This is a genomic window from Borrelia puertoricensis (genome assembly GCF_023035875.1).
Classification (GTDB): Bacteria; Spirochaetota; Spirochaetia; order Borreliales; family Borreliaceae; genus Borrelia; species Borrelia puertoricensis.
Genome location: NZ_CP075391.1, coordinates 38,177 through 62,103, shown reverse-complemented (window position 1 = coordinate 62,103; position 23,927 = coordinate 38,177). Strand labels below are relative to the sequence as shown.

General features: G+C 30.1%; 23 protein-coding genes. 20 read left to right on the top strand and 3 right to left on the bottom strand.

The window, feature by feature from the left end; translation table 11 throughout:
* Positions 1-139: 139 nt before the first annotated feature.
* The 3 genes from bpuSUM_RS10130 to bpuSUM_RS07590 form a co-directional block, all read right to left on the bottom strand.
* The gene (locus bpuSUM_RS10130; protein WP_434757076.1) at positions 140-250 is read right to left on the bottom strand and encodes a BB0158 famile outer surface lipoprotein; all 111 of its coding nucleotides are present in this window, start codon (positions 248-250) and stop codon (positions 140-142) included.
* A 538-nt stretch (positions 251-788) separates the two neighbouring features.
* Complete coding sequence (locus bpuSUM_RS07595) at positions 789-1,592, bottom strand: BB0158 famile outer surface lipoprotein (protein WP_247067536.1); 804 nt, start codon at positions 1,590-1,592, stop codon at positions 789-791.
* Between the two features lie 249 nt (positions 1,593-1,841).
* A complete protein-coding gene (locus tag bpuSUM_RS07590) occupies positions 1,842-2,663 on the bottom strand; it encodes a S2/P23 family protein (protein ID WP_247067534.1) in 822 nt (273 codons plus the stop codon).
* Between the two features lie 422 nt (positions 2,664-3,085).
* On the opposite strand from bpuSUM_RS07590, the gene thyX reads away from it, so the two are divergent.
* From thyX to bpuSUM_RS07490, 20 genes are all read left to right on the top strand, one after another.
* On the top strand, positions 3,086-3,904 hold the full coding sequence (gene thyX, locus bpuSUM_RS07585) for an FAD-dependent thymidylate synthase (RefSeq protein ID WP_247067532.1): 819 nt from the start codon (positions 3,086-3,088) through the stop codon (positions 3,902-3,904).
* A 57-nt stretch (positions 3,905-3,961) separates the two neighbouring features.
* Complete coding sequence (nrdI, locus tag bpuSUM_RS07580; protein WP_247067530.1) at positions 3,962-4,300, top strand: class Ib ribonucleoside-diphosphate reductase assembly flavoprotein NrdI; 339 nt, start codon at positions 3,962-3,964, stop codon at positions 4,298-4,300.
* Positions 4,278-6,353, top strand: a complete 2,076-nt coding sequence (gene nrdE, locus bpuSUM_RS07575; RefSeq protein ID WP_247067518.1) for a class 1b ribonucleoside-diphosphate reductase subunit alpha — start codon at positions 4,278-4,280, stop codon at positions 6,351-6,353. The genes nrdI and nrdE overlap by 23 nt, the downstream gene beginning before the upstream one ends.
* Before the next feature lie 51 nt (positions 6,354-6,404).
* Complete coding sequence (gene nrdF / locus bpuSUM_RS07570) at positions 6,405-7,370, top strand: class 1b ribonucleoside-diphosphate reductase subunit beta (protein WP_247067510.1); 966 nt, start codon at positions 6,405-6,407, stop codon at positions 7,368-7,370.
* A 349-nt stretch (positions 7,371-7,719) separates the two neighbouring features.
* Positions 7,720-8,421, top strand: a complete 702-nt coding sequence (locus bpuSUM_RS07565; RefSeq protein WP_247067501.1) for a hypothetical protein — start codon at positions 7,720-7,722, stop codon at positions 8,419-8,421.
* A 680-nt stretch (positions 8,422-9,101) separates the two neighbouring features.
* Positions 9,102-9,845 carry a hypothetical protein gene (locus bpuSUM_RS07560; protein WP_247067499.1) on the top strand — a complete coding sequence of 248 codons (744 nt, stop codon included), beginning with the start codon at positions 9,102-9,104 and terminating at the stop codon, positions 9,843-9,845.
* A gap of 244 nt (positions 9,846-10,089) precedes the next feature.
* Positions 10,090-10,698 carry a hypothetical protein gene (locus tag bpuSUM_RS07555; RefSeq protein ID WP_247067492.1) on the top strand — a complete coding sequence of 203 codons (609 nt, stop codon included), beginning with the start codon at positions 10,090-10,092 and terminating at the stop codon, positions 10,696-10,698.
* A 182-nt stretch (positions 10,699-10,880) separates the two neighbouring features.
* The gene (locus tag bpuSUM_RS07550; RefSeq protein ID WP_247067490.1) at positions 10,881-11,480 is read left to right on the top strand and encodes a hypothetical protein; all 600 of its coding nucleotides are present in this window, start codon (positions 10,881-10,883) and stop codon (positions 11,478-11,480) included.
* A gap of 345 nt (positions 11,481-11,825) precedes the next feature.
* A complete protein-coding gene (locus bpuSUM_RS07545) occupies positions 11,826-12,635 on the top strand; it encodes a hypothetical protein (protein WP_247067488.1) in 810 nt (269 codons plus the stop codon).
* 57 nt (positions 12,636-12,692) lie between these two features.
* Complete coding sequence (locus bpuSUM_RS07540) at positions 12,693-13,505, top strand: hypothetical protein (RefSeq protein WP_247067486.1); 813 nt, start codon at positions 12,693-12,695, stop codon at positions 13,503-13,505.
* Positions 13,506-13,835: 330 nt separating this feature from the next.
* Entirely contained in the window at positions 13,836-14,573 is a 738-nt protein-coding gene (locus bpuSUM_RS07535) for a hypothetical protein (protein WP_247067484.1), read from the top strand.
* A gap of 390 nt (positions 14,574-14,963) precedes the next feature.
* Positions 14,964-15,896, top strand: a complete 933-nt coding sequence (locus bpuSUM_RS07530) for a hypothetical protein (RefSeq protein ID WP_247067483.1) — start codon at positions 14,964-14,966, stop codon at positions 15,894-15,896.
* 265 nt (positions 15,897-16,161) lie between these two features.
* A complete protein-coding gene (locus bpuSUM_RS07525; protein WP_247067481.1) occupies positions 16,162-17,124 on the top strand; it encodes a hypothetical protein in 963 nt (320 codons plus the stop codon).
* 205 nt (positions 17,125-17,329) lie between these two features.
* Positions 17,330-17,485 carry a hypothetical protein gene (locus tag bpuSUM_RS07520; protein WP_247067479.1) on the top strand — a complete coding sequence of 52 codons (156 nt, stop codon included), beginning with the start codon at positions 17,330-17,332 and terminating at the stop codon, positions 17,483-17,485.
* A 412-nt stretch (positions 17,486-17,897) separates the two neighbouring features.
* A complete protein-coding gene (locus bpuSUM_RS07515; protein ID WP_247067477.1) occupies positions 17,898-18,749 on the top strand; it encodes a hypothetical protein in 852 nt (283 codons plus the stop codon).
* A gap of 106 nt (positions 18,750-18,855) precedes the next feature.
* Entirely contained in the window at positions 18,856-19,557 is a 702-nt protein-coding gene (locus bpuSUM_RS07510) for a hypothetical protein (RefSeq protein WP_247067475.1), read from the top strand.
* Positions 19,558-19,676: 119 nt separating this feature from the next.
* Complete coding sequence (locus bpuSUM_RS07505; RefSeq protein ID WP_247067473.1) at positions 19,677-20,405, top strand: hypothetical protein; 729 nt, start codon at positions 19,677-19,679, stop codon at positions 20,403-20,405.
* A gap of 319 nt (positions 20,406-20,724) precedes the next feature.
* Positions 20,725-21,495: a collagen-like protein gene (locus bpuSUM_RS07500; RefSeq protein ID WP_247067471.1), complete on the top strand. Its 771-nt coding sequence runs from the start codon at positions 20,725-20,727 to the stop codon at positions 21,493-21,495.
* Positions 21,496-22,034: 539 nt separating this feature from the next.
* On the top strand, positions 22,035-22,865 hold the full coding sequence (locus bpuSUM_RS07495; protein ID WP_247067469.1) for a collagen-like triple helix repeat-containing protein: 831 nt from the start codon (positions 22,035-22,037) through the stop codon (positions 22,863-22,865).
* Positions 22,866-23,021: 156 nt separating this feature from the next.
* Positions 23,022-23,846 (top strand): CRASP family complement regulator-acquiring lipoprotein, encoded by an 825-nt coding sequence (locus tag bpuSUM_RS07490; RefSeq protein ID WP_247067467.1) that lies wholly within the window; start codon positions 23,022-23,024, stop codon positions 23,844-23,846.
* Positions 23,847-23,927 lie beyond the last annotated feature (81 nt).

Below are 23,927 nucleotides of genomic sequence, written 5' to 3'. Positions count from 1 at the left end.
TTATAAATTCATTAAATATTTTACTATTTATAAGTATTTGTTAGGTTTGTTCTTGATTGTTTGTTTTGTTTTTAATAGTAATTTCTGCTTGCAAATTTTATCATCGTTGAATTTTTAAAAAGATTTTCAAAAATGGATATTAATCTATCACCATAGGTGCTACTGCATGTGAGTATTTAATTTTATTCTTTAATTCTGGTATTATGTTTTTATCTGTGCCTACGACATGTTTGCTTTTATTTTTATCCAACTAAAACCGCAGACTCGTACTCTACATTTTGATGTCATGTGAGGTGTTTAGACAAATATTAGTTAGGGTAGTCTTCAAATATCTTGAATGCTCGGTATATGTTGTAGATATGTGCTCTTTTGGGATGAATAAATTCTTTGTAATCATGGTCTAGATTGGTCTCATACTCATCCGTGTTGTTGTCTTCTGCAATGGATGGTTTATTAGCTTGGTATACTTTAACAGTTTATAAGTAGGGTTAATAATATAATCATCTTTTTCATTTATACATCTTTTCAAATTAAATTTTTATAACTTATTAGTATTTATTATTTCCCTTAATTATTATCTTTAAGTATTTTTACATTAATTTTTTATCTAAGTGCTTAAGCCTACTCTTTTAGTAAATACACATAGTTATTAAGTCATAATTAACACATGTAAATAATATTATTTAAATAATTTTAAACACAAGTAATTTTTAATTTTTGTGCTTACCATGATTAATAAAAATTAAAATTAATTAGACTTAAATATTAATTATTGTGGATGAGTACCGCTAACTGACAGGCACTCTGAATCTGTTATTTGCAGTTTTGGTTTCTGGATGCTTTGCTATAACTATTTTTAGGAATTCATTGAATAATTGAGCATCTAGCAAGATTGTGTGGGTGGTTGTTTCTCTACTTAATGTGTCTTCAATAGTTATCTCACCTGACATGAAGTACCAATCACCATTTTGGTAGAGCTTTGAAAAAGCAGTTATAAGACCATCGCCTCCATTTGGAAAGTATGCATATAGTTCTCCATAAATACTTATACCTTTATATCCTAATTTTTTAGTTGAGACCTCAAGTTCATTAGCTATTTTATCTCTTGTGGCTTGCTGATGTCCATTGCGAAAATCTAGATTTAGTTCTTTGTGGTTTGTGAGTTTAAATGACACTATTTTAACATAGTCAACTAAGCTTTCAAATAGTATTAAAGGCATTACGTACTTACTGTAGTTTTCATTATTCTTAATAGGAGCTACTGCATATGAGTATTTAAATTTACCTTGAAATACAGGTGATGGTTTCCCGTCTGGTCCAATTATATCTTGTACATTGCTTTTCATCCAAGTGAGATGGCAGGTGTGATTAGTAGGTGTTATTATATGACCAGAGAGACATACATCTAAGAGCCCTTCAGATATTTGAAGTGGTTCTCTTTGGTACTCATATACTTCTTCTGTGTCAGTGTTTGACCTGATAGAGCGTGTAGAGCCCGATTTAATGGCGTATTTAAAATTTGGTTTGTCATATTGATCTTGCGATACATGACATGTTATGAAGATTGGTAAGAAAATAATTATTCTCTTCATATTTACCCCCTTTTATTTTTTAGAGTACATTATTTTAAATATGTTTTTTATTTTATCGACTTATATAATAAATTATTTTGATTCATAAAACAAATTTATTTAACTTTTTTTAATTAAATTAATTTCTAAAAAGGTATTAAAAAATGCTTAAAGGTCATTAAAAGTTATTACAGGGATATTAAAGAGACATTACTTAAAGTTATCTTTAAGTAATGTCTCTTTAATTTAATTAACCTTTATTTTTTTAATCTAATTGTTAATTGGAACTCTAAATTTGGTATTTGCAGTTGTGGTACCTTGATGTTTAGATACAACTGATTTTAGAAATTCATTAAATAATTTACCACTTAAGAGTATTTTGTAGGTTGTCTCGTTGTTTGTTTTTGTGTCTTTAACTTTTATCTCTCCTTCCATAAGGTTCCATTTTCCATTTTGGTAAAGAGCAGCAAAAGCAGATATTAACTCATCCCCACCAGTTGGATTTGTTGCATTTAATATTCCATAAGGATATACGTTTTTGTATCCCTCTTCAGATGATTTCTCTACCTTAGGTATACCTTGAATAATTCCACCCAAAACGTTTTTGTTGTTGAAGTCTAGGTTGGTGTGATTTATTAACTTAAATGAGGTTACTTCAATGTTCTCGTCCATGCTTTCAAATAATATTAAAGGCATGACGTAGGTACTGTACTGATCATTATATTTGATAGGTGATACTGAGTATGAATATTTAAGTCTACCTTTTAAAGCTTCCAGTGCTTTTTGATTATTCCCGATGATTTCTTTGGCTTTAATTTTCATCCAAGTGATTTGACATTTTCGTGGACGGCATCCACACCACAACCAGCAGATTGGACACATGCATTTTTCAGTAGTACCTTCAAGTATTTCAAAAGTGGCATCTTCTTTTGTTAATTTTGCATATTCATCCTCATTTTCTCTTAAGTGTTTTTTTGATTTGTCATTATGCATTATTTCTTGCTCAAGCTTAGGTTTAATATTTTTTATAATGCTATCACTTAAGAAACAAGATATTATAAATAACGGTAGTAAAAAAACTGTTTTTTGCAATTTTGCCCCCTCAAACATAGGAGTATATAGCTAAAATTTCATTTTTCATTTAAATTCAATATTCAATATTTAATATTTAATATTTAGCATATTTATTTATTATTTAGCTTATTATAGGATGTATTTGTGGTTAAGTACCTTTATATCGTAAAAAATGCTTATTTAATATTAGATAGTTTTATGTTAACATTTGTTTTACTAACTTTGGTTTTAGTTGTTGTTTTAATTTTTATTAAGGGGATTAAGGGGAAGTTAATTTTGTATAATGAGATGAGTTGTTTAGTAGTTAAGATATTTATAGAATAACATGAATTATTGCAAAGTAATTGTAATGTTATTTTTAAGTTTTGTATAAAATCTAGTCACCCGTAATTTCTGGTGACAACTTATAAAAAAATAGAAATTTTAATTAGGGTGGGTATATGCATGATCATGTAGAGGCTGCTGAAGAGATTTTGGATAAGGAATACAAAGTTTTAGATAAAGGTTTTTTAAGACTTGTTGACTATATGGGTAGTGATGATCGAATAGTAAATTCTGCTAGAGTTTCTTATAGAGATTCTAAGGCAAAAAGGGATAATGCTGGTCTTATTGACTATTTAGTCAGAAATGAGCATACAAGTCCACTTGAGCAAGTGGTTTTTACTTTTCATGTTAAAGCGCCAATCTTTGTAGCAAGACAGTGGATGAGACATAGAACATCAAGAATTAATGAAGTCTCAGGCCGTTATAGTTTGATGAGAGAAGAGTTTTATGTTCCTTGCAGGGAAGATGTTAAGAAACAAAGTATTACTAATAAGCAGGGACGCTCAGATGAGTCTGTTGATGAATCTATTGTTTTATCCTCTTTAGGTGGTCTAGATGAGAGTTATAAGACTTCTTACAAGATTTATAATGATATGATTAATAATGATGTATCTAGGGAGCTTGCAAGAATAACTCTGCCTTTAAGTTTGTATACCGAGTGGTACTGGCAAATCGATCTTAATAATTTATTTCATTTTATTAAGCTTAGATCATCAAGTCATGCACAAAAAGAGATAAGGGCTTATGCTAATGTCCTATTAGATATTGTTAAGTTAGTAGTGCCCTTAGCAACTGATAGCTTTAAAAAACATATTTTGGGAGGAGTTATGTTCTCAAGTGAAGAGGTAGATGAGATTCGCAGAGTATTAGATTTAACCAAGCTTAATTTACAAGATAAGAGTTTAACTAGGTTAAGAGAAAAACTTAATTTGTGATTTGTAATTAAAGGAGTTAAGTGTATTTTAGTAGTTTATGCTTCAAAGACAGGAAATGTGTCGCGTTTTATTGCAAAAACAGGACTTGAAGATATTTTTCATGTAGTTACAGGTGATGAGATTGTAAGTAGGCCTTATGTGTTACTTACATATACATTTGCTTTTGGTAAAGTTCCACCTGAGGTAGAGAAATTTTTAAAGCATAATTTCAAGCTTATGGTTGGGGTTGCTGGTTCTGGAAATAGAAATTGGGGTGGTTCATTTTGCAATGCTGTTAATTTAATAAAAAATAAATATAATGTTTGCGAAATATTAAAATTTGAGCTTTCAGGAACATCACATGATGTTGAGAATTTTGTAAAGAGGATTAAAAATGAGGCACTTAGAGTTAAATAATGAGATTATGGTTTTAAAGGATGGATTTTACAGATTAGAAAAAGATCTTGAGGCTTTGAGTGTTTTTTTAAGTGAAGTCAATTCTAAGTCTTTAAAATTTAAAAATCCAAATGAGAGAATGCATTATTTAATTGATAATGATTTATATGAAGATTTTTATAAAAACTATTCTGAAGAGCAGATACTTGAAATATATAATCTTGTAAGTCTTGAGAATTTTCAGTTTAAGTCTTATATGAGCGCTTCGAAGTTTTATAAAGATTATGCACTTAAGATGAATGGTGGTGCTACTTATCTTGAATCTTATGAGGATAGAATAATTGCAGTTAGTCTCTTTTTAGCAGATGGATGTTTTGATTTTGCTTTAAAACTTGCTTTAGAGATGATCAAACAACGCTATCAGCCTGCAACACCTACATTTTTAAATGCTGGTAAGAAGGTGAGAGGTGAGCTTGTATCATGTTTCTTGTTGGAAGTGGGAGACTCTCTTAATAGTATTACTTTTAATATCTCTTCTGCCATGCAGCTTTCAAAAATTGGTGGAGGAGTGGCTTTAAATCTTTCAAATATTAGGGCTAGGGGTGAGGAGATACGGGGTATTCCTAATATTGCAAAAGGGATTATTCCCGTTATGAAGCTTTTAGAAGATGGATTTAATTATGCAGATCAGATGGGACAGCGAAAAGGTGCTGGTGCTGTATACTTAAATATCTTTCATTATGATATAGAAGATTTCTTAGATACTAAGAAGATCAATGCTGATGAGAAGAGTCGTGTTCAAACATTATCATTAGGAGTAGTAATTCCAGATAAATTTTTTGAGATTGCAAAACAAGGTAAAAATTATTATGCTTTCGCACCATATTCGCTTTATAAAGCAACTGGGCGTTTTATGAATGAGATTGATTTTGATTTAGAATATGACTTGTTTGCAAGTAATCCTCGTATTTTGAAAAAAGAAATTTCTGCTAGAGACATTTTGATTCGTATTGCTAGGCTGCAATTTGAATCTGGATATCCTTATATAGTGTACCAAACAGCATGTAATTTAAATAATCCGCTAAAAGGTCTTGGAAAAATTAAGATGTCTAATCTTTGTACAGAGATTTTTCAGATTCAAACCCCATCAGTTATTGGTGATTATGGTGAAGAGGATTTGATTGGATATGATATCAGTTGTATCTTAGGTTCACTTAATATAGTTAATGTAATTAATAGTGATTTTGAGCATACCGTTGATATTGCCATGAGGGCATTGACATCAGTTGTTGATAAGGCTGATATTAAAAATGCCCCAAGCATAAGGAAGGCAAATAATGATTATCATGCCGTTGGTCTTGGAGTTATGAATTTACATGGGTTTTTGATTAAAAATAGAATCTCTTATGAGAGTGCTGAGGCTTTGGATTTTGTTCGCATCTTTTTTATGTTATTAAATTTTTATTCCCTTAAGAGTAGTATGAATATTGCAAGAGAGAGAGGTTGTGCTTTTAAAGATTTCAATAAGAGTGAATATTATAATGGCAATTATTTTGATATGTATTTGAGTGAAGATTTCACTCCCAAAACAGAAGTTATAAAAGAGATATTTAGTGGACTTAAGATTCCTCTAAAGAGTGATTGGGAGAGCCTTAAGAGTGATGTCCAGAGGCATGGGCTTTATCATTCTTATAGGTTAGCCGTTGCACCAACTCAGAGTATATCTTATGTTCAAAATGCAACAACATCTCTTATGCCTATTGTTGAACCTGTTGAAGCTAGGGTTTATGGTAATTCTACAACGTATTATCCAATGCCATATCTTAGTAGGGAAAATGCTTTGTTTTTTAAATCAGCATATTACATGGATATGAAAAAATTGATTGATCTAATAAGTGAGGCTCAGCGGCATGTTGATCAGGGAATTAGTACCTTGCTTTATGTTACAAATGAGACTAGTACCAGGGAACTTGTAAAACTTTACATTTATGCTAAAAATAAGGGACTTAAGAGCTTATATTATACGCGTAATAAAAATCTTTCAGTAGATGAATGTATTCTTTGTGCAATATAAATGCAATTATATTACATATACATGTAATATACTATTTAGGAGAATTGTTAAATGAATATGAATAGAGAAGCTATAAATTGGAATAGATTAAATAATGGTTATACCAAGATGTTTTGGGACCAAAATATAAGACAATTTTGGGTAGATGAAGAGATTCCTATCTCTGATGATAAGTTGGTTTGGAATTCCTTAGATATCGAGGAGCGGGATGTTTATGAGAAGGTTTTAGGTGGACTTACATTATTAGATACAGAACAAGGTTCTGTTGGTATGCCTCGTATAGCTTTGGCAATAGATAATTTGGATTATAAGCCTGTTCTTGGGTTTATGGGTGCTATGGAGCATATGCATGCTAAGAGTTATAGTAGTATATTCTCAAGTTTATCAAACATAGAGCGAATAGATTATATATTTGATTGGGTAAAAACTTATAAAAATTTTCAAGATAAATTAGATCTGATCTTGGGTAAGTATAACAGTATACACGATAGAATGAGTTTATATAAAGCTTTGTGTACTTCTGTGTTTCTTGAAACGTTTTTATTTTATTCTGGATTTTTTTATCCACTCTATCTCTCAGGTCAAGGTAAGATGGTTAATAGTGGTGAAATTATTAATTTGATATTGCGTGATGAATCTGTTCATGGAGTATTCGTTGGTCTCTTGGCACAAGAAGAGTTTGATAAAATGACTTCTAGAGAACAAGTACTTGCTTACAAAGAGTCTATGTTAATCTTAGATAGGCTTTATGATCTAGAAAAGGCATATACTAAAGACTTATATTCATCTATTGGTCTTGAATCCGCTGTTGATGTTTTTGTTAGGTATAATGCTGACAAGGCTTTGATGAATTTAGGTTTTGAACCTACATTTAACATTCAAGATATTGATGTTAATCCTTTGGTTTTAAATGGTCTTAGAACTGATACTAAAACTCATGATTTTTTCTCTACTAAAGGTAATGGTTACATAAAGCCCATGAAAATTGAGCCATTGCAGGATGATGATTTTGCATGAATTTTATTTCCTATTTTGATTTTAACTTTTTTAATTTTAACTTTTGGTTTGAAGTTTTTAACTTTTTTTATGTTTTTTTGTCTCTTTTTTTAAAGTTTTATATGAATTTTCGAATTTGGTTTGTATTTAATTTGAATTAAAAATCCTCTTCTAGTGGGTTTTAGTTCATTGTATTTGCTTGTTTGTTAGAGTGGTTAAGAAAATGTAATAATTTGTATAATTTTTTAATAATTTTTTTAAATTAAACTGTTTTATAAATGTAATTTTATTATATAATGATAAATATCAAGATATATTATATAGTTATTGATGTTAGTATATTATATGATTTTGAGAAGGGGAATGCTTTGTGAAGAAAATATGTGTTATACTTGGTATTTTTTTTATATCATTTATTGTGACTATACTGTTTTATAATTTTCTTTATAACTTCTCAAATCTATCCCAAAGAGACATTGAAGTGAGAGATAATGCTTGCAGTTTACTTAATGGAGCAGTAAAAACATTTAAAGATGAATTTAACAATGCAATCATTAATTTTCAACAAAACAATTATAATTTTAATATTCCTTTTTATAAATTTATACCATTGTTTCAACGTTTAGAGTCTAAGATTAATGTTTATAATGTGTTTGGATATTATGTTACAGTCAGCAAAAAATTGGCTAAAATCTCTAAGAGATTAGACTTATCCTATGATTACACGGCTGGAGATACAGAGATAGTTTATGATTTATTATGTCTTTTCAAGGAATTTACAGAACCAATTGATGAAATCCTTAATGAGCATTCGAGTGATGCAAATTTGACTGGAAATAGTATCATCAGAAATGCAGGTATTATTTCTATAATCACTTTTAATTTGAAAAGGGCAATGGCTATGGGAGAAGAGGCAGTTTCGCAAGTGATGGGGCGGAAATTGACAATAGATCTAGCTATTGCCAACCAAAATATTTTGCAAAAGTTAAAGAATATTATTGATGATGGGATGATTAAATCAAGTGTTCCTTTTGTAAGAGAAATGTCTAGGGAGGATTTCAAAGATAGTTAAATAATATTTAAGTAGCAAAAAGTGTTTGGACTTTTTGTGTTTTATTTTGTCCTTTTAAACGCGTACAATGTGGTTTAAAGTACTTTGTCCTTTACTTTGTTATTCTCCTTTAGTTTGTATATGCCTAAAAGTATGATTAAATTTGTATCTTTTAGGTATTTTTTTAGTTTTTTGCATGAAAATTTTGTAAAAATGTTAAAATTTACTTTTTTATGTTGGTATTATTTATATTCTCTTGCAATTTCGGTTATACATCATAGGTCGACAGGTTTTTGGTGCTTGGAGAGGGTGTTACAATTTCTGCTGCTCTTAATTTGATTAAATTTATATAAGATATATAAAATATTAAGTGAGTTACAGAGTAACTGGCACCTATGTGTGTATACAACTCTTTATTAAGGGAATCATGAAAAAGTTTTTAGGTTTAAGTTATGATATGTTATTTTCTTTACATAATATTGCAATTTCAGCTTGTCAGATTACCAATATAGATAGTAATGCTATTAGCGTATCACTGTTGTTTCAGTTAAGGAGTTAGTTAAAAGTTGTGCTTAAATAGTAAATTTGAAGTTGATATTAGCTTTAGTCTATAATTGAATATAAAATTACATTAGTCGCAGCAGTGGATTTATAAAAAAGATATACAAATGCTGTATAGGTGAAAAAAGGAGAGTATGTATATGAAGATACTTAGTGTGGTATGGGTAATTAGTGTTTTGAGTTTGTTTTTAATGATGTGTTTGTCGTGTACATCAGACTGTGAATCATTCTTAAGCCCAAAAGCGCATCGGGCTTACAGTAAATTCAAAAGTAAAGTCGATAATTACAGGAGAAAACTTATAGCTGAGCTTGAGTCAGTTCATCTGGATAGTATTTTATTATTTAAAGATCAAACTTATCCTTCTGTATTATTACTAGCTGAAGAAAAGGCTACCAAGCGTAGCATTGCTACTACACTAGGGAATAATTCTAAAGTTATTGAGCGATTGAGAGAGGTATTTGATACATTAGATTTGAAAGACAAAAGCAATTCTAATGATATTGCTATTGCTGTTAGTATTTTGAATCATTTAACTAGTATTACAGACTTAGCAATTAAATTGTTCCATAAGCATTTAAGTAAGAGAAGATTAGCTAGAATTAGGAACAGTTTTCTTCTTGAGTTAGGTCTTGTTGATTTGCTTGATAAGATTACTTATTATCTAGATCAGTTTGTTCAAGGAAGGGTCGATGTGATGTCTAAAATTAGAAGAGTAATAAAAACAGCAGCAGCAAAGCGAGGTGATAAATCAGCCATGATAAATTATTTAAAGACGCTTAGTGACGAGCAAGGCGATCTCTCAAAAGAGATTTTAGTTAGGCTTGTAGACAATGTGTTTAAAATTGAATTTAAACTTAAAGATACATTTAAGTGGGATAGTTAAATAGTATTTAGAGTTATTTGTGATTATTTAAAATAGACAAAAGTCTATTTTTTGTCTACTTTATTTTGGATATTTTCATTTTTTAATGAATTTTGGTTATTTAGTAATTTAAATTTATGCTAATTCTGAGAGGGAAATTATCTTTTTAAGATTAAAGTAATAAATTTTAATTATATTATATAATATATATTCTAGTAGTAGACTAGTTGTAAATGGTGTGTGTGTAAAAAAAAAGGAGAAATATATGGCTGGAAAAGATCAAGTTTTTAATGATCTTCGAAGGATATTAATCGAGTTCAGAGAAGAACTTGAGAGTGAACGGGCTGCATTTATTTCCAAAGAGGCTCAATTAAGTATTGATTTCAAGGGAACATTAGAAAATATCGTTTATTATCAGTCAGATCGGGACAAAATTTATACGATGTTGAGATATGATTTTGAAATCATGGGTAAATTAGGTACAATTTTTGATAAATTAAACTTCAGACATGTAAGCGATAGAGATACAAGGGTTGTTACTAATTTTTTAAACGGTTTAATGCGTGTTGCATATTCAATTCAGACACTCTTTAAGGATGTTTTAAACCAAACAAAATTAGAGATGCTTAAGTCTAGAGATGTATGTGACTTTGAGAAAATTATTCAGTATCTAGTTCAGTTTATAGAGATGGTAAAAGATTTGATGTCTCAGGTTAAGGATATTATATTATCAGCTGCATCAAAGACCAATGAAGATGATATATTAAATGAGTTAAATAAAATTGTCTCTAGTTCAGATGCAAAGCTTAATAGGGGAATGCGTAGTATTCATTATCTTTTATTTGATATCATGGAGTTAATTGATCTTTTATAATAAATTGCAGGAAATTGCTATTTTTTTAGTTTTTTAAGTGAGAGAGAATTTTCATAAGGGTTAATATTAATTATGTAATATATTATATATTTAATTATAAATAATATAAATAATAAATATGTTAATAAATGTGTGAACGCGACAAAATAGTAGATGGTATGTGTAGGAAAAAGGAGAAATGTATGAATGAAGTAGATACAGTTTTTGAGAGCCTTACTAATGTACTGATAAGATTTAAAGAAGAACTTGAAGATAAACGAGTTGCATTTTATCCCAAAGAGTTGAATGTTTATTTCAAGGGAGCATTAAATGAGGTTTATTATCCATCAGATATGGGTGAAGTTTATGAGGCATTAGGGTATGATGTTGAGGTTATTTGTAGCTTAGGTAAAGTGTTTGATAAGTTGAACTTTAAACATTTAGGTGATAGAGATACAAGAGTTGTTACTAATTTATTAAACGGGTTAATGCATATTGCGCATTCAATTCAGACTCTTTTTGAGGATGTTTTAAATAAGATAAAATTAGAAATGCTTAAGTCTAGAGATATAAAGGACCTTAATATAATTACTCAGTATTTAGTTCAGTTTATAGAGATGGTAAAAGATTTAGTACCTCAACTTAAGTCCGTTATATTATCGGCTGCATCAAAAACTAATGAAGATGATATATTAAATGAGTTAAATAGAGTTATCTCTAATTCGGATGCAAGGCTTAATAAGGGGATGCGCAATATTCATTATCTTTTATTTGATATCATAGAGTTAGTTGATCTTTTATGATGAGTTTCAGGAAAATGTTGTAAAGGTGTCAAATGGGGGTATTTTTGCTAACTAGTACGTAATACTTAAATAGTCTGTTCCATAATATTCATGATCTTATTGTTTAATATTATAGCATTGTTTGAGCGTGATATGATTATTGCTTAATAGAGGATGATTTTTACTTTAGTTTTTATAAGTGCAAGTAAGGATTTTGAGGTTAAAGGTTTATATTTTTCAAATAAAGAAGAATGATTAATTGGTTTATAAGAGAAAATCTTTTATTTAAGAGAATTTAGGGTGTATATAATAAGTATTATATGCTGTATGTTATACATATGTGAGATAATTAAGAGGAGAATTTGTATGAGTATGAAAAGGTTTAGTATGATATTGTGCATGGTGGGTTTAGTGTTGGGATGTGTTGCTGGTGGTGGGAGTGACACAGTATTCATGGAAGGTAGAAGAACTGGAGAACCTTTCTCAATGTCTATGCTGGTACCGTTTTTACAAGATACACTAAGTGAAGCTTATAATGATTTGAAGTCGTTAGTAGAGTATTTTAGAAATCAGATTGCATATGAATATTTAGGTAATTCATTTAATGTACCTTTTGTAATTGATGCTTCTAAAAATTCTATTGTTCAGCAATTGTCAGGCTATGGTATTACAAATGATGGTATAGTTAAGAATAGTAAGAGTTACAGCATTTATATAGCTTTAGGGTGTGATCTTACACTTATGCAAGCATTAAAGAACATACTTGCTAAATTAGACTTAAGACCAGGTTCCCATAAGGAAAATAGAGATATAACCATTGCTTCTATGTTGTTATTTAATTTAGAACAGGTTTCATATTATAATTTCCTTTTAGAGAATAGTTTGAGTGATAACAAATTAAATGAAGTTAGGATTAGCAGTGCAGCGACAATAGAGAATATTTCGCAGATTACTTCTTGGCTATTTTCGTTTATGCAATCAAGAGACGAGCTAATTAGAGATTTTAGAAAGGTTATAAGTGGGGCAGCCGTAGTCAGAGATAATAGACAATTAATGGAAGCTGAGCTTAAAAAGATTGTTAATGATGGCAAAATTAAGAGCAAAATTGGTGATATTGGTGATTTGGTAAGAGATATTCAAAAATTAGTTACTCAGATTACAAAAGTTATGCCTTAGTTTTATTATTATTCTATTCATAGATGAATAATTTATGTATTTAAGAGGAGAAATATTATGAGAAAAGTTGGTATGGTATTGTATATATTAGTTATACTGGCTTGTGAGCAAGGAGACCCGGACGGTTCAAGATTTGACGAAGTAGACAGCAATTTGAAAAAAAATTTAGGTCCATGTGATCAAAGAATGGGTTTAAGACTGGTAGAACAGATAGAGGTTGATTCCAGACATGTAGCTTTTTATAAACTTTACAAAATGGTAAATGAGTATAAAGAGTTTCTCAGTAGTAGAACATTTAAAGGTTTAGATTATAAGCTTGTATTTGAATTTCCTATATCACAAATATTTCCAGTCTATAGTAATGCAGATTTCATTTATGAAGGTTTAAATTATAATCCCACTGCTATTAATAGTCTTAAGTTAATATTGTATACATTGAACTTGGACGTTAATATTTTTAATCAAGATTTATTTCAGGCTTCCCGATTATTAGAGTATATATCAGATAGTGCAAGATTGCTCAAGACGCTTTTAAATGATAACTTAGATGAGGCAACCTTAGAGCGTCTTAAGGTTAATAAAACAGCTGAAGAGCTTACTAAAATTAATTTTTATTTAGGTGCGGCTATGGATTATAGGATGCAGTTTATAAAACAACTTTCAAAGGCGTTAATCAAAATAGCTGTTAAGAATGCTGATAGGGATTTTGTTTTGGAGAGACTTACTAATGATATTGTTGGACAAGTCGATGGTCTTAGGCATGGAGATCTTGTTGAATTAAGTGCTTCGATTAATAGAGATACTATTAATTTACTTTATGTCATTATGAAAAGAATAGTAGATATAATTTTGTGTTTTATTGGGAACTAAATACTGTAATTTTTTTTGAGTCTTCAATTTGCTTTGTGGCACTTTAACTTTTTAAGTAATCTTTAATTATCCCATTAGCATAAGATCTAACTTGTATAAATGTAATTATATTATATAATATTAGGTATTAAAATGTTTTAGTATAGATAGATATTGAATTATTTATGCGTAATAAAAAGGCTTTAGGGAAGGTTTATTCAGTTTATGTTGCAATTAAAATTATAATTTTTCATTAAATTATTGATATATTTATACTTAGCATAAGTATGTATTAATTACTATAAAATATATATTATTATGTAGTAAACAGGCTATAATAAGGAGGATTGTATGAAAGTATCTAGTTTAGTTATGGGTATAATTTCTTACAACTTAGAAGGACTTGCAAAGGACAAACCAGTTGAACAGTCATTGAGTGTAAGGGGCCACTCAAGAGATAATGAATGTTCACAACAATCGTTTAATATAAGTGCCAAAGATAGGGCTTACTATGCATTAAAGACAAGAGTAGATTCTTACAAAGAGGAGCTTAAAGATGCGTACAATCATTTTGATCTAGGTAAGCTTTTATTGAATATTCCTTTCAAAAAAATCTCACCAGATTTTTTTGCTTCAGATAAACAAGATAAAGTTTATGCTGGGCTTGGGTATGATGTTGAGGTTATTAAACAATTAGGAAGAGTACTTAGTAAATTGGATTTCAACGGTCCTTATTTCATCAATACTGATGCAAGTGTTGCTCATAGTTTATTGGTAATTTTAAATAATATTACGAATTATATCAGAATCGTTGTAAATTACTATTTAAGTGATGGACACTTAGCTCAAATTAGAGCTACCAAGAGTGAATCAAGGCTTAGTGAAATTTATACCAGTTTAGAAGAATTTATTAATATAAGCAAAGATTGTATGTCTAAAATTAAATTACAAATAACATTTTTAGAATCAAGAATGACTAGAGAAGCCGTATTATCGGGAATAAAGGAACTTGTTGATTATGAGGGAGATATTGGACGAGCAGTTAGTTTAATGAGTACAATTGCCGTTACAATTTGGAGTCTTTGTTAAGTGTAGATTAAGTTGAGCGTGAGTATTTCAGTGCATGTTTTTGAGTTTGAGGTAAGGTGAATGGAATAAGAGTGGTGTTATTTTGAAATAGAGTGTAAAATATGGTGTGGTATAACCCAAGACTGGGTAATGAACTGGTTTGGAGATATTGGACGAAATATTTGCAAAGAATTAAAAAACCTAGTTTGAAGGATAATTTAAATTCAATAAATTTAGAATATATATTTATATTAGGCAAATTATTTAAGATTGTTATTATAGTTTGACAGTAGATTGGCTTATAGGTTTTATTTTTTGTGAATTTAATGTTATACTAATTTTAATATTATAATTAGTATAATATATATTATATAATATTATGTGATGTGAATTTTAAAAAAGGAGAAGTATATGAAGAAAATTAGTATAATTTTTTATTCGTTGTGTTGCTTGGGTGTGATGTCTTGTGAACAAGGTAAAATATCCTTAGATCAAGGTTCAATTAAAGAGGGTTTAGATAATCTTGTAAAGACCTACTTGAACTTAGACAAAACAGGCAAAACAGAGGAAGGTGCTGAAAGTTTGCAAGGTGGTGTGCCAGGGGGGAGTGGTGTAGAAAATTCCTTAGTAGTTCCAGTAGAAGTTTCAGGAGATGATCAGAGAGAGGATTTAGCAAAAGCACCAGAAGAAGTTCAAGGTAATGCACCAGAGAACGATTTAGAGGAAGTGTACACTAAACTTGAGAGAAGTGTAACTAGTTATAGATCACAACTTAACAATGCACGTGGTCAATTTAATCCGAATCATCATTCGTTGCAAGTTCCTTTCAATGAGGTAAACGCAAGATTTGCTGCTCTAGATCAACAGGCAGATATTTATGCTGCTTTAGCACATGATGTTGAGACTGTGCGGGATTTGGAGAGGGTGTTAAATAGGTTAAATTTACAAAAAGGACTTCCTTTGTCACAGGAAAATAGTACAATATCTGAGAATAAACTTGCTGACAACTTGTTAATGCTCATATGGCAGGTTGGCTGTTTCACTAGAAAAATTATTGATATTCATTTAAGTAATGGTAACTTAAATAAAATTAAGGCTAGCAAGAATGTAGAGAAACTTGCTAAAATTACTGCTTTTTTGGAAGATTTTATAAAAGTGAGATCTGATGCAGTAAAAACAATTCAAGACCAAATAAAATTATTAGTCTCAAAAAATGATAAGTCAGATCTCTTAGATGCAATAAAGAACACTGTTGGTTTAAGCGATAATGCTGGTAAAGAAATTCAGAAGGTATCTTACTTGATTGTAGAACTGGAAGGTAATATACAATTATTGATTAATTGAAGACTAATTAGTTTGTTAATTAGATTTGGGAGTTAATTTAAACTCCCATTTTTTTTTTCATAATAATTTATATTGAATTTGTGTTTATCTTTATATTTTTATTTTTTTAAATTTTATACAAAATCAAAAGTATAAAAACTTCAAAATTTGAAAGTCAGGATTTTTTATTGTATTTTATCCAATTTACTATGTAAATGTCATTCTGTTGCATTATATTTACTAATAAGTATTGATTAATGTAAAAGCTTTAAAAAAGGAGAAGTTTATGCAAGATTTGAGTATAGTGTTTTTATATGTCTTCGTTATGCTATCTTGTAAACAGGGTGAATTAGCAAGTGGAGTTGTTACAGAGGTTCTGTTTGGGTATCAAGCAGAAGATAGTTTAAAGGATTACTCAGATTTGAGTCAATCAAATTCGAATTTATCTTCTAATAAAAAAACTTCAGTTTTACGTCAGTCAAAGAGTAAGTCAGTGAGTGGAGATTTAGCAAAATCACCAAATATAGATAAAGATATTAAAAACAAAAAGGTTGAAGGTAATAGGGTTGAAAGTAAACAGGGTGAATCAAAGTCAAAAGTTAAGCTAGAAGAACAACGATCAGTTCCAAGAAAGACAGCAAAAGAAGTTTATGCTGAATTTGAAGCTAGAGTAATAAAGTATAGGTCGAAGCTTGTAAATGAGCGCAAAAGACTTGATCCAAGATACTATTCATTCAATATTCCCTTTAAAAAGGTATCACCAATTTTTACTTCTGCAGAGTATCAGGCAGATATTTATGCTGCTATGGGGAGTGACGTGTCAGTTATTATGAACTTAGAGAGAATATTTAGTAACTTAAATTTAAATGAGCCTGCTTGGTATACTTATGGTGATACAAAAGTAGCCGCTCATTTATTTAATCTTTTATTAAATATTTCAGAACAGACCAGGAAGCTTATCAATATTCATTTAAGTAGTACTAATCTTGAGAAAATTAGGATGGGTAAGAGTGTGGAAGATATTATTACAATTGATGCTCTTTTAGAAGAATTTATAAGAGAGAGAGAGAGAGCAGTAAAGACGATTCAATACCAAATAATATCATTGGCATCAAAAAATAAGAGAGAGATGTTAGATGGGCTTAAGAAAACCATTGGGTTAAGTAGCAGCGGTTCTGCTAGAGAGATTCAGCATGCATCTTATTCTATTATAGGAGTTGTAGCTCGAATAGCATATTTAGTGAAGTAATTTTTGATCTAAAGGGGGCCTTTTGGTCCCCTCCCCTTTTATTTTTTATTTTAGTGTTTTTTAGTTTATATTTAATTAATAATTAATTCAGATATATTAGATTTAATTTTTGTTTGTGAAACTGTATATAGTATTGTTATTAAAAATTTGTTTTAAGAGTTGCTTGAAATCACATAATTGATTAGAAAAATTATTTAGTTAGATCTTGAATAGAAACAGTTTCAATAAACTTAAAAAGAAAGGTATGGATGATCTTCTTAAGATATATTCTGATATAATAAAATTCATTGAAACAAGAGAGCGATTAATAGGTAGATTGAAAAATCTAATAATGTTAGCAGTGGTAAGTAATGATCTTTAATTTTTGATAGATCAGTTTAATGGAGGGGTATGGAGCAGGATTTCAGATTGAGAGTCAAGCTATGATATCATTAGCTTTAAAATTCGGAAGATTGTTGAGCAAAATGAGAGAAATTGCAGGCAAATAGAAGTTATCAAGAGAGAATTTAGATAATTTAATAAAAGTTCAGTTAGGTTCAATTGTAAGCCCTATTTTTTTGTAATCTTTAAATAAATCATTTATATGATACTTTTATGTAAAATTTTAATTAATTATATTTTATAAAGTATGATATAATGAATACAAATAAATACTGTTTACTATATTGGTATAAATCTTATCATAGATAATATAGGTGGTTGTGTAGGGATACTTTTTATATTATTTATTTTATGTCGTGCAAAAAAAAGGTAAACAAATAGGAGTTTTTTTGATGACAAAAGTATGTGTGGTTATATTTGTGATGATTTTTTTAGGGTTTTTGATAGTGGAATGTACTGTCCCAATGGGGATAGCAGAGTCAATTGGGATAGTAGGGCAAAGGGGGTTTAGAGGTATAGCGGGGTTATCAGGAGATGCAGGGCTTAGAGGAGATGCTGGAGAGAAAGCCGGACGAGGTGATATTGCAATGTTAATGACAAGCTTGTTGAGCCTTAAGCATTCATATTATTCGAACATTAATGAATTTAATTTACAAAAAAACGATATTGGTATTGAGGCTCTATTTGAAAGTAGTGTATTTAGTGAGTTTGGGGTGGCTTTTAATGATGATGATGCAAAGAATGATGTTTATGCGAGTTTAAAGCATAATGTTGAAGATATTCAAACAGTAAAAATGATCGTAGAGTCATTAACGAATTCTTCTGATTTGAAGGCTAAGGAGTATGCTACGTATTTTTTGATCTTTTTAAGAGACAGTGTCCGTTTTGTTAGGAAGGTTATCTCTTTGTTAGAGAATGAGTTAGCTATGTTTAAGCAGAGTAATGATTTAGAAGGTATGAGTGAACTTAATGCTATGTTAATAATGATGTTTAGACAAAGGGAGTATGTGCTAGATAATGTTCGCGATATACTAAGAAACACAAAACGGTCTTTCAAACCAAGTTTTGTTGATACTGTACTAATTCTAGATGCATTAGGTTCAATTGTTAGACCGGGGGAAAGATTGCGTAGAAAAGTTTATGGAGGGGTGGGTAGTACTAATAGGAGTTTACAAAGCTTACTAATTGCAATTACAGGAAAAGTTAATCAATTAAAGCAGGCATTGAATCATAGTAGTGTATAAAGGTGTATAAAGGAAGTTAAAAAAAAAGAGGAGTTTTTTAATGAAAAGGATATGTGCGATAATATTCATCTTAAGTACCTTGATGTTTATAAGATGTACTGGTCCAATGGGACCACAGGGGTTTATGGGGTTTAGAGGCCTTGATGGAAAACTTGGTGCAATTGGCCAAGGTTTGCGCGGTGATTTTGAATTACTAGAGGCAAGTATATTGATTCTTAAGTCTTCTTATTATTATAACTATCAGTTATTCGATTTAAAGAGAGAAAATTTTAATAATAGTATTGCATTTGAACATAGTGTATTTCAGAATGAATTTAATACAGATCAGCCAAAGGATTACGTTTACGCTGGATTAAGGCATGATGAGAGCAATGTTAGTTTGGTAGAAGAGATTGTAGCGCAATTAACAGGTAATGTTGCTAATAGTTTTGATAATGATGCTGCTAAGCATTTGTTATTGGCTTTGAGGGACAGTGCAAAGTATGTATATGAGTTTATGGATTTCTTTTTATCCGGTGTTGGTTTAGCTAACTTTCGTAAGTATGATGAGCCCTATATTTCTGAACTTTGTGTTATGGCTATGGATATGTTTAGAGAGAGGGAAAGTGTTTTAGACGATATTCAATCAATATTAATTGACATAAGGTTTTTATTTAAGGATGGAGTAGTGGATATTGCAAAACTTCGAAGTAGCCTAAATCCAATTATTAATATTCAGGGCAAAATTTATGAAAAAATTTATATTGGGAATAGAAGCTTGAAGGGTTTGAGAGATTCAGTTAAAAATAAAATTGATGAATTAAAATGATTATTAGTGTATTCGAGGTATTAAAGAAGGTAAAAAATATATAGGGGTTTTTAATGAAAAGAATATGTATGGTAATGTTCGTTTTAAGTACCTTAGGATTTATAGGATGTGTTGGTCCAATGGGGCCACGTGGGCTTAGTGGGCCTAAAGGACATACTGGTCAAAAGGGGCTTAAAGGGCATGATGGACGAAGTGATGTTAATTTACTAAAGGTAAATTACTTAAATCTTGTAAGAGTTTATAATGCTAACTATGAAACATTTAAGTCAAAAAAGGCTGATTTTGATAAGATTATTCCATTTAGCAGTGCTGAATTTAATAATAAATTTGTCACGGAGAAACAAAGAAACTACGTTTATGCTGGTTTAGGGTATGAAGTTTCAGATATTGAGATAGTAAAACAAATCGTAACTGGATTAATGGATATTGTTAGTGATGCTAATAAACGATATGTTAATGATTTGCTATTAGCTTTAAGAGATAGTGCTCAGTATGTCCATGAAGTCATAGAAATTATGGATGCAGGGAATGATTTCGATTTAGCTAAACTGAAGAGAGAAACTAATGAAGAAGATATTAGTGAACTTAATGCTATGTTAATTGAGATGTTGTACAGAAGGGGAGATGTTCTAGATGATATTAAAAATATGCTAGATTCAACAAAATTGTTTTTAGTCAACTTGTCTATTTTACATCATATCACAAGTGTTCGATCTAAATTAGACCCGATTGTTCTCTTGAATGGCAAAATTTATAAAAAAATTTATGTGGGTGATGAAAGCTTGAAAAATTTAAGAGATGCAATTGAGAAAAAAGTGATTAACATTAATCAAATATTATTACCATGATGAAGCATAGCTTTTAGTTTTAGATATATTTAAAGATTATAAATGTAAAATATTGCTATTTTTTATGACTGAATTTACATGTTCTCAATAATTATTGTTAATTAAGTCAGTGTCCAGTTAAATAATGTTGATTAATATAAAACCAAGTATTATCATTAACAATATTTAGTTTGATATTAAAATAATATTAATTTTATTTTTTTTATTATATAAAATCGACTATAAAAGGAGATATTTAATGAGAAAAAAGTTTAAGGATATGTGTGGTATGTATGTTTTGATTGTTTTACTATTTATGATCATGGGATGTACTGGTTCAGTGGGCCCACAGGGTCCACAAGGAGTTGCAGGCAAAAATGGTAAGGATGGGGTTCAAGGTCCACAAGGGCCAAGAGGATTAGAGGGCCATGCGGGTGTGCCAGGTCTGCCAGGTCTGCCAGGTCTGCCAGGTCTGGACGGAGCTAATAGTTCTGAATTGATAAGGGCAAAATGCATGAATTTTAGCAATTTATATTCTGCTAATAAAGATCAATTTAATTCTGGCTTAGTTAATATTCCATTTAATCATATGATTGGTACTGAGAGTACATTTGTTGGTTTTGAAGATCCTGTTGTACAGGATAATCTTTATGCTGGTATGGATTATAATCAAGGTTATGCTACAGCCTTAAAATCTGTAATAGATAAATTATTACTTTCTCCTTCTAAGCCTGATATGATTGGAGCTGCTAAAAGGCTTCTGAATGTTATAAGGGATATTGGAGCTTATGTTGGTGATGTTGTAGATCGGAATAGAGCAAATGTAATTTTGAGTAGCCATACTCTAGGTAGAGTTATTGCAATCAAAGGGCAAGATTTTCTTCTTGATCTTGTTTTTTTGCTAGATACAATGTTGCTTTTGAGGTTTAGCTTAATAAAGGATATTCACTCAATATTAACTTCAGTAAAAGATTTGCAAGATGTTGAAAGAATTAAAGATGCTTTATCGCCAATTATTGGTTTCGGCTCAAGTATTAATGTAAGAGTTTATGGGAAGACTATAAGTAGCTTAGAAGGTTTAAAAGCTGAGATTGAGAGAAAGGTTCAGTAAATATATGAAGACAAAAGCACAATAGACACAAAGGGTTATACACCTTGTGTGTCTATTGTGTATATATTTTCTAAATTTAGATATTTTATAGCATAAAATAATTATGTTAAGACTTGTCTATTTTACATCATGTCACAAGTGCTCGATCTAAATTAGACCCAATTGTTCTCTTGAATGGCAAAATTTATAAAAAAATTTATGTGGGTGATGAAAGCTTGAAAAATTTAAGAGATGCAATTGAGAAGAAAGTGAATAACATTAATCGAATATTATTACCATAGTGAAGCATAACTTTTAGTTTTAGATATATTTAAAGATTATAAATGTAAAATATTGCTATTTTTTATGACTGAATTTACATGTTCTCAATAATTATTGTTAATTAAGTCAGTGTCCAGTTAAATAATGTTGATTAATATAAAACCAAGTATTATCATTAACAATATTTAGTTTGATATTAAAATAATATTAATTTTATTTTTTTATTATATAAAATCGACTATAAAAGGAGATATTTAATGAGAAAAAAGTTTAAGGATATGTGTGGTATGTATGTTTTGATTGTTTTACTATTTATGATCATGGGATGTACTGGTTCAGTGGGCCCACAGGGTCCACAAGGTCCACAAGGAGTTGCAGGCAAAAATGGTAAGGATGGGGTTCAAGGTCCACAAGGGCCAAGAGGATTAGAGGGCCGTGTGGGTGTGCCAGGTCTGCCAGGTCTGCCAGGTCTGGACGGAGCTAGTAGTTCTGAATTGATAAGGACAAAATGCATGAATTTTAGCAATTTATATTCTGCTAATAAAGATCAATTTGATTCTAACTTAGTTAATATTCCATTTAATCATATGATTGGTACTGAGAGTACATTTGTTGGTTTTGACGATCCTGTTGTACAGGATAATCTTTATGCTGGTATGGATTATAATCAAGGTTATGCTACAGCCTTAAAATCTGTAATAGATAAATTATTACTTTCTCCTTCTAAGCCTGATATGATTGGAGCTGCTAAAAGGCTTCTGAATGTTATAAGGGATATTGGAGCTTATGTTGGTGATGTTGTAGATCGGAATAGAGCAAATGTAATTTTGAGTAGCCATACTCTAGGTAGAGTTATTGCAACCAAAAGGCAATATTTTCTTCTTGATCTTATTTTTTTGCTAGATACAATGTTTCTTTTGAGGTTTAGCTTAATAAAGGATATTCACTCAATATTAACTTCAGTAAAAGATTTGCAAGATGTTGAAAGAATTAAAGATGCTTTATCGCCAATTATTAGTTTAGGCTCAAGTATTAATGTAAGAGTTTATGGGCAGACTGGAAGTAGCTTAGAAGGTTTAAAAGCTGAGATTGAGAGACAGGTTCAGTAAATATATGAAGACAAAAGCACAATAGACACAAAGGGTTATACACCTTGTGTGTCTTAGTGTATATATTTTCTAAATTTAGATATTTTATAGCATAAAATAATTATGTTAAGACTTATTTTAAGTTTTTTTGTATAGGCAGGAGTAAGGAGGATATTAATGCAAAAAGTATGCATGTTAGTCTGCATATTTGGGGTTTTAGTATTAAGATGTGCAGTAACTGAAAAAGCTTCAGTTGGCATGAATTCGTCTGGTATGCACAGACTCTCAGGATATACAGGATATATTGGATCATTAGCACCATCTACACCACCCCCATCTAGATCAAGATATCCACAAGTAGTTACATCTTATGATGCATTAAACATAAGATTGTCTGCTCTTAAAGCTTCTTATAATGATAATCGTGATACCTTTTTGCCAATGAAGGCTCTATTTGAAAGTAGTATATTTAATGAGTTTGAGGTGAATTTTAATGATGATGGAAGGGATGATGTTTATGCGAGCCTAAGGTATGAGGTTGCAGATATTACAAACTTAAAAACAGTGATAAAAACTTTAACATCTTATACCGATCAGTCTAGTAGGGATTGTGCTTTGAGTTTATTATACCGTTTAAGGGCTAGTGCGATGTACATTAGGGAGATTATGGATGAAAATGAGGGTATTTTAAATCAAGCCAATTTAAATGTGTTGCAACATAGCAATAATTTAAGTGGACTCAATTTACTTAATTCTTATTTAGATGAAATGTTAAGATTGAGAAATATTGTAGTAGATATGGCTAAAGGTATGTTGGAGATGGCAGTTAAAGTGTTAGGTAATGCAAACATTCAACTTGAACTTGATCCGATTACTAGTGCCCAAGGTAAGCTTAAAGAGATCATTAATTCTGGTACAAAACTAAGTTTGAGAGATTTACGAACAAAAATTGAAATTACAGTTAATAATTTAAGGTTGCAAGTTTTAAGGGGACAATGGTAGCATATTTTTTTAATATATGCTCATTTAGATAAGCATTGCTTAAATTCATGTTATATTTGTAATGTTTATATACGTGTAATA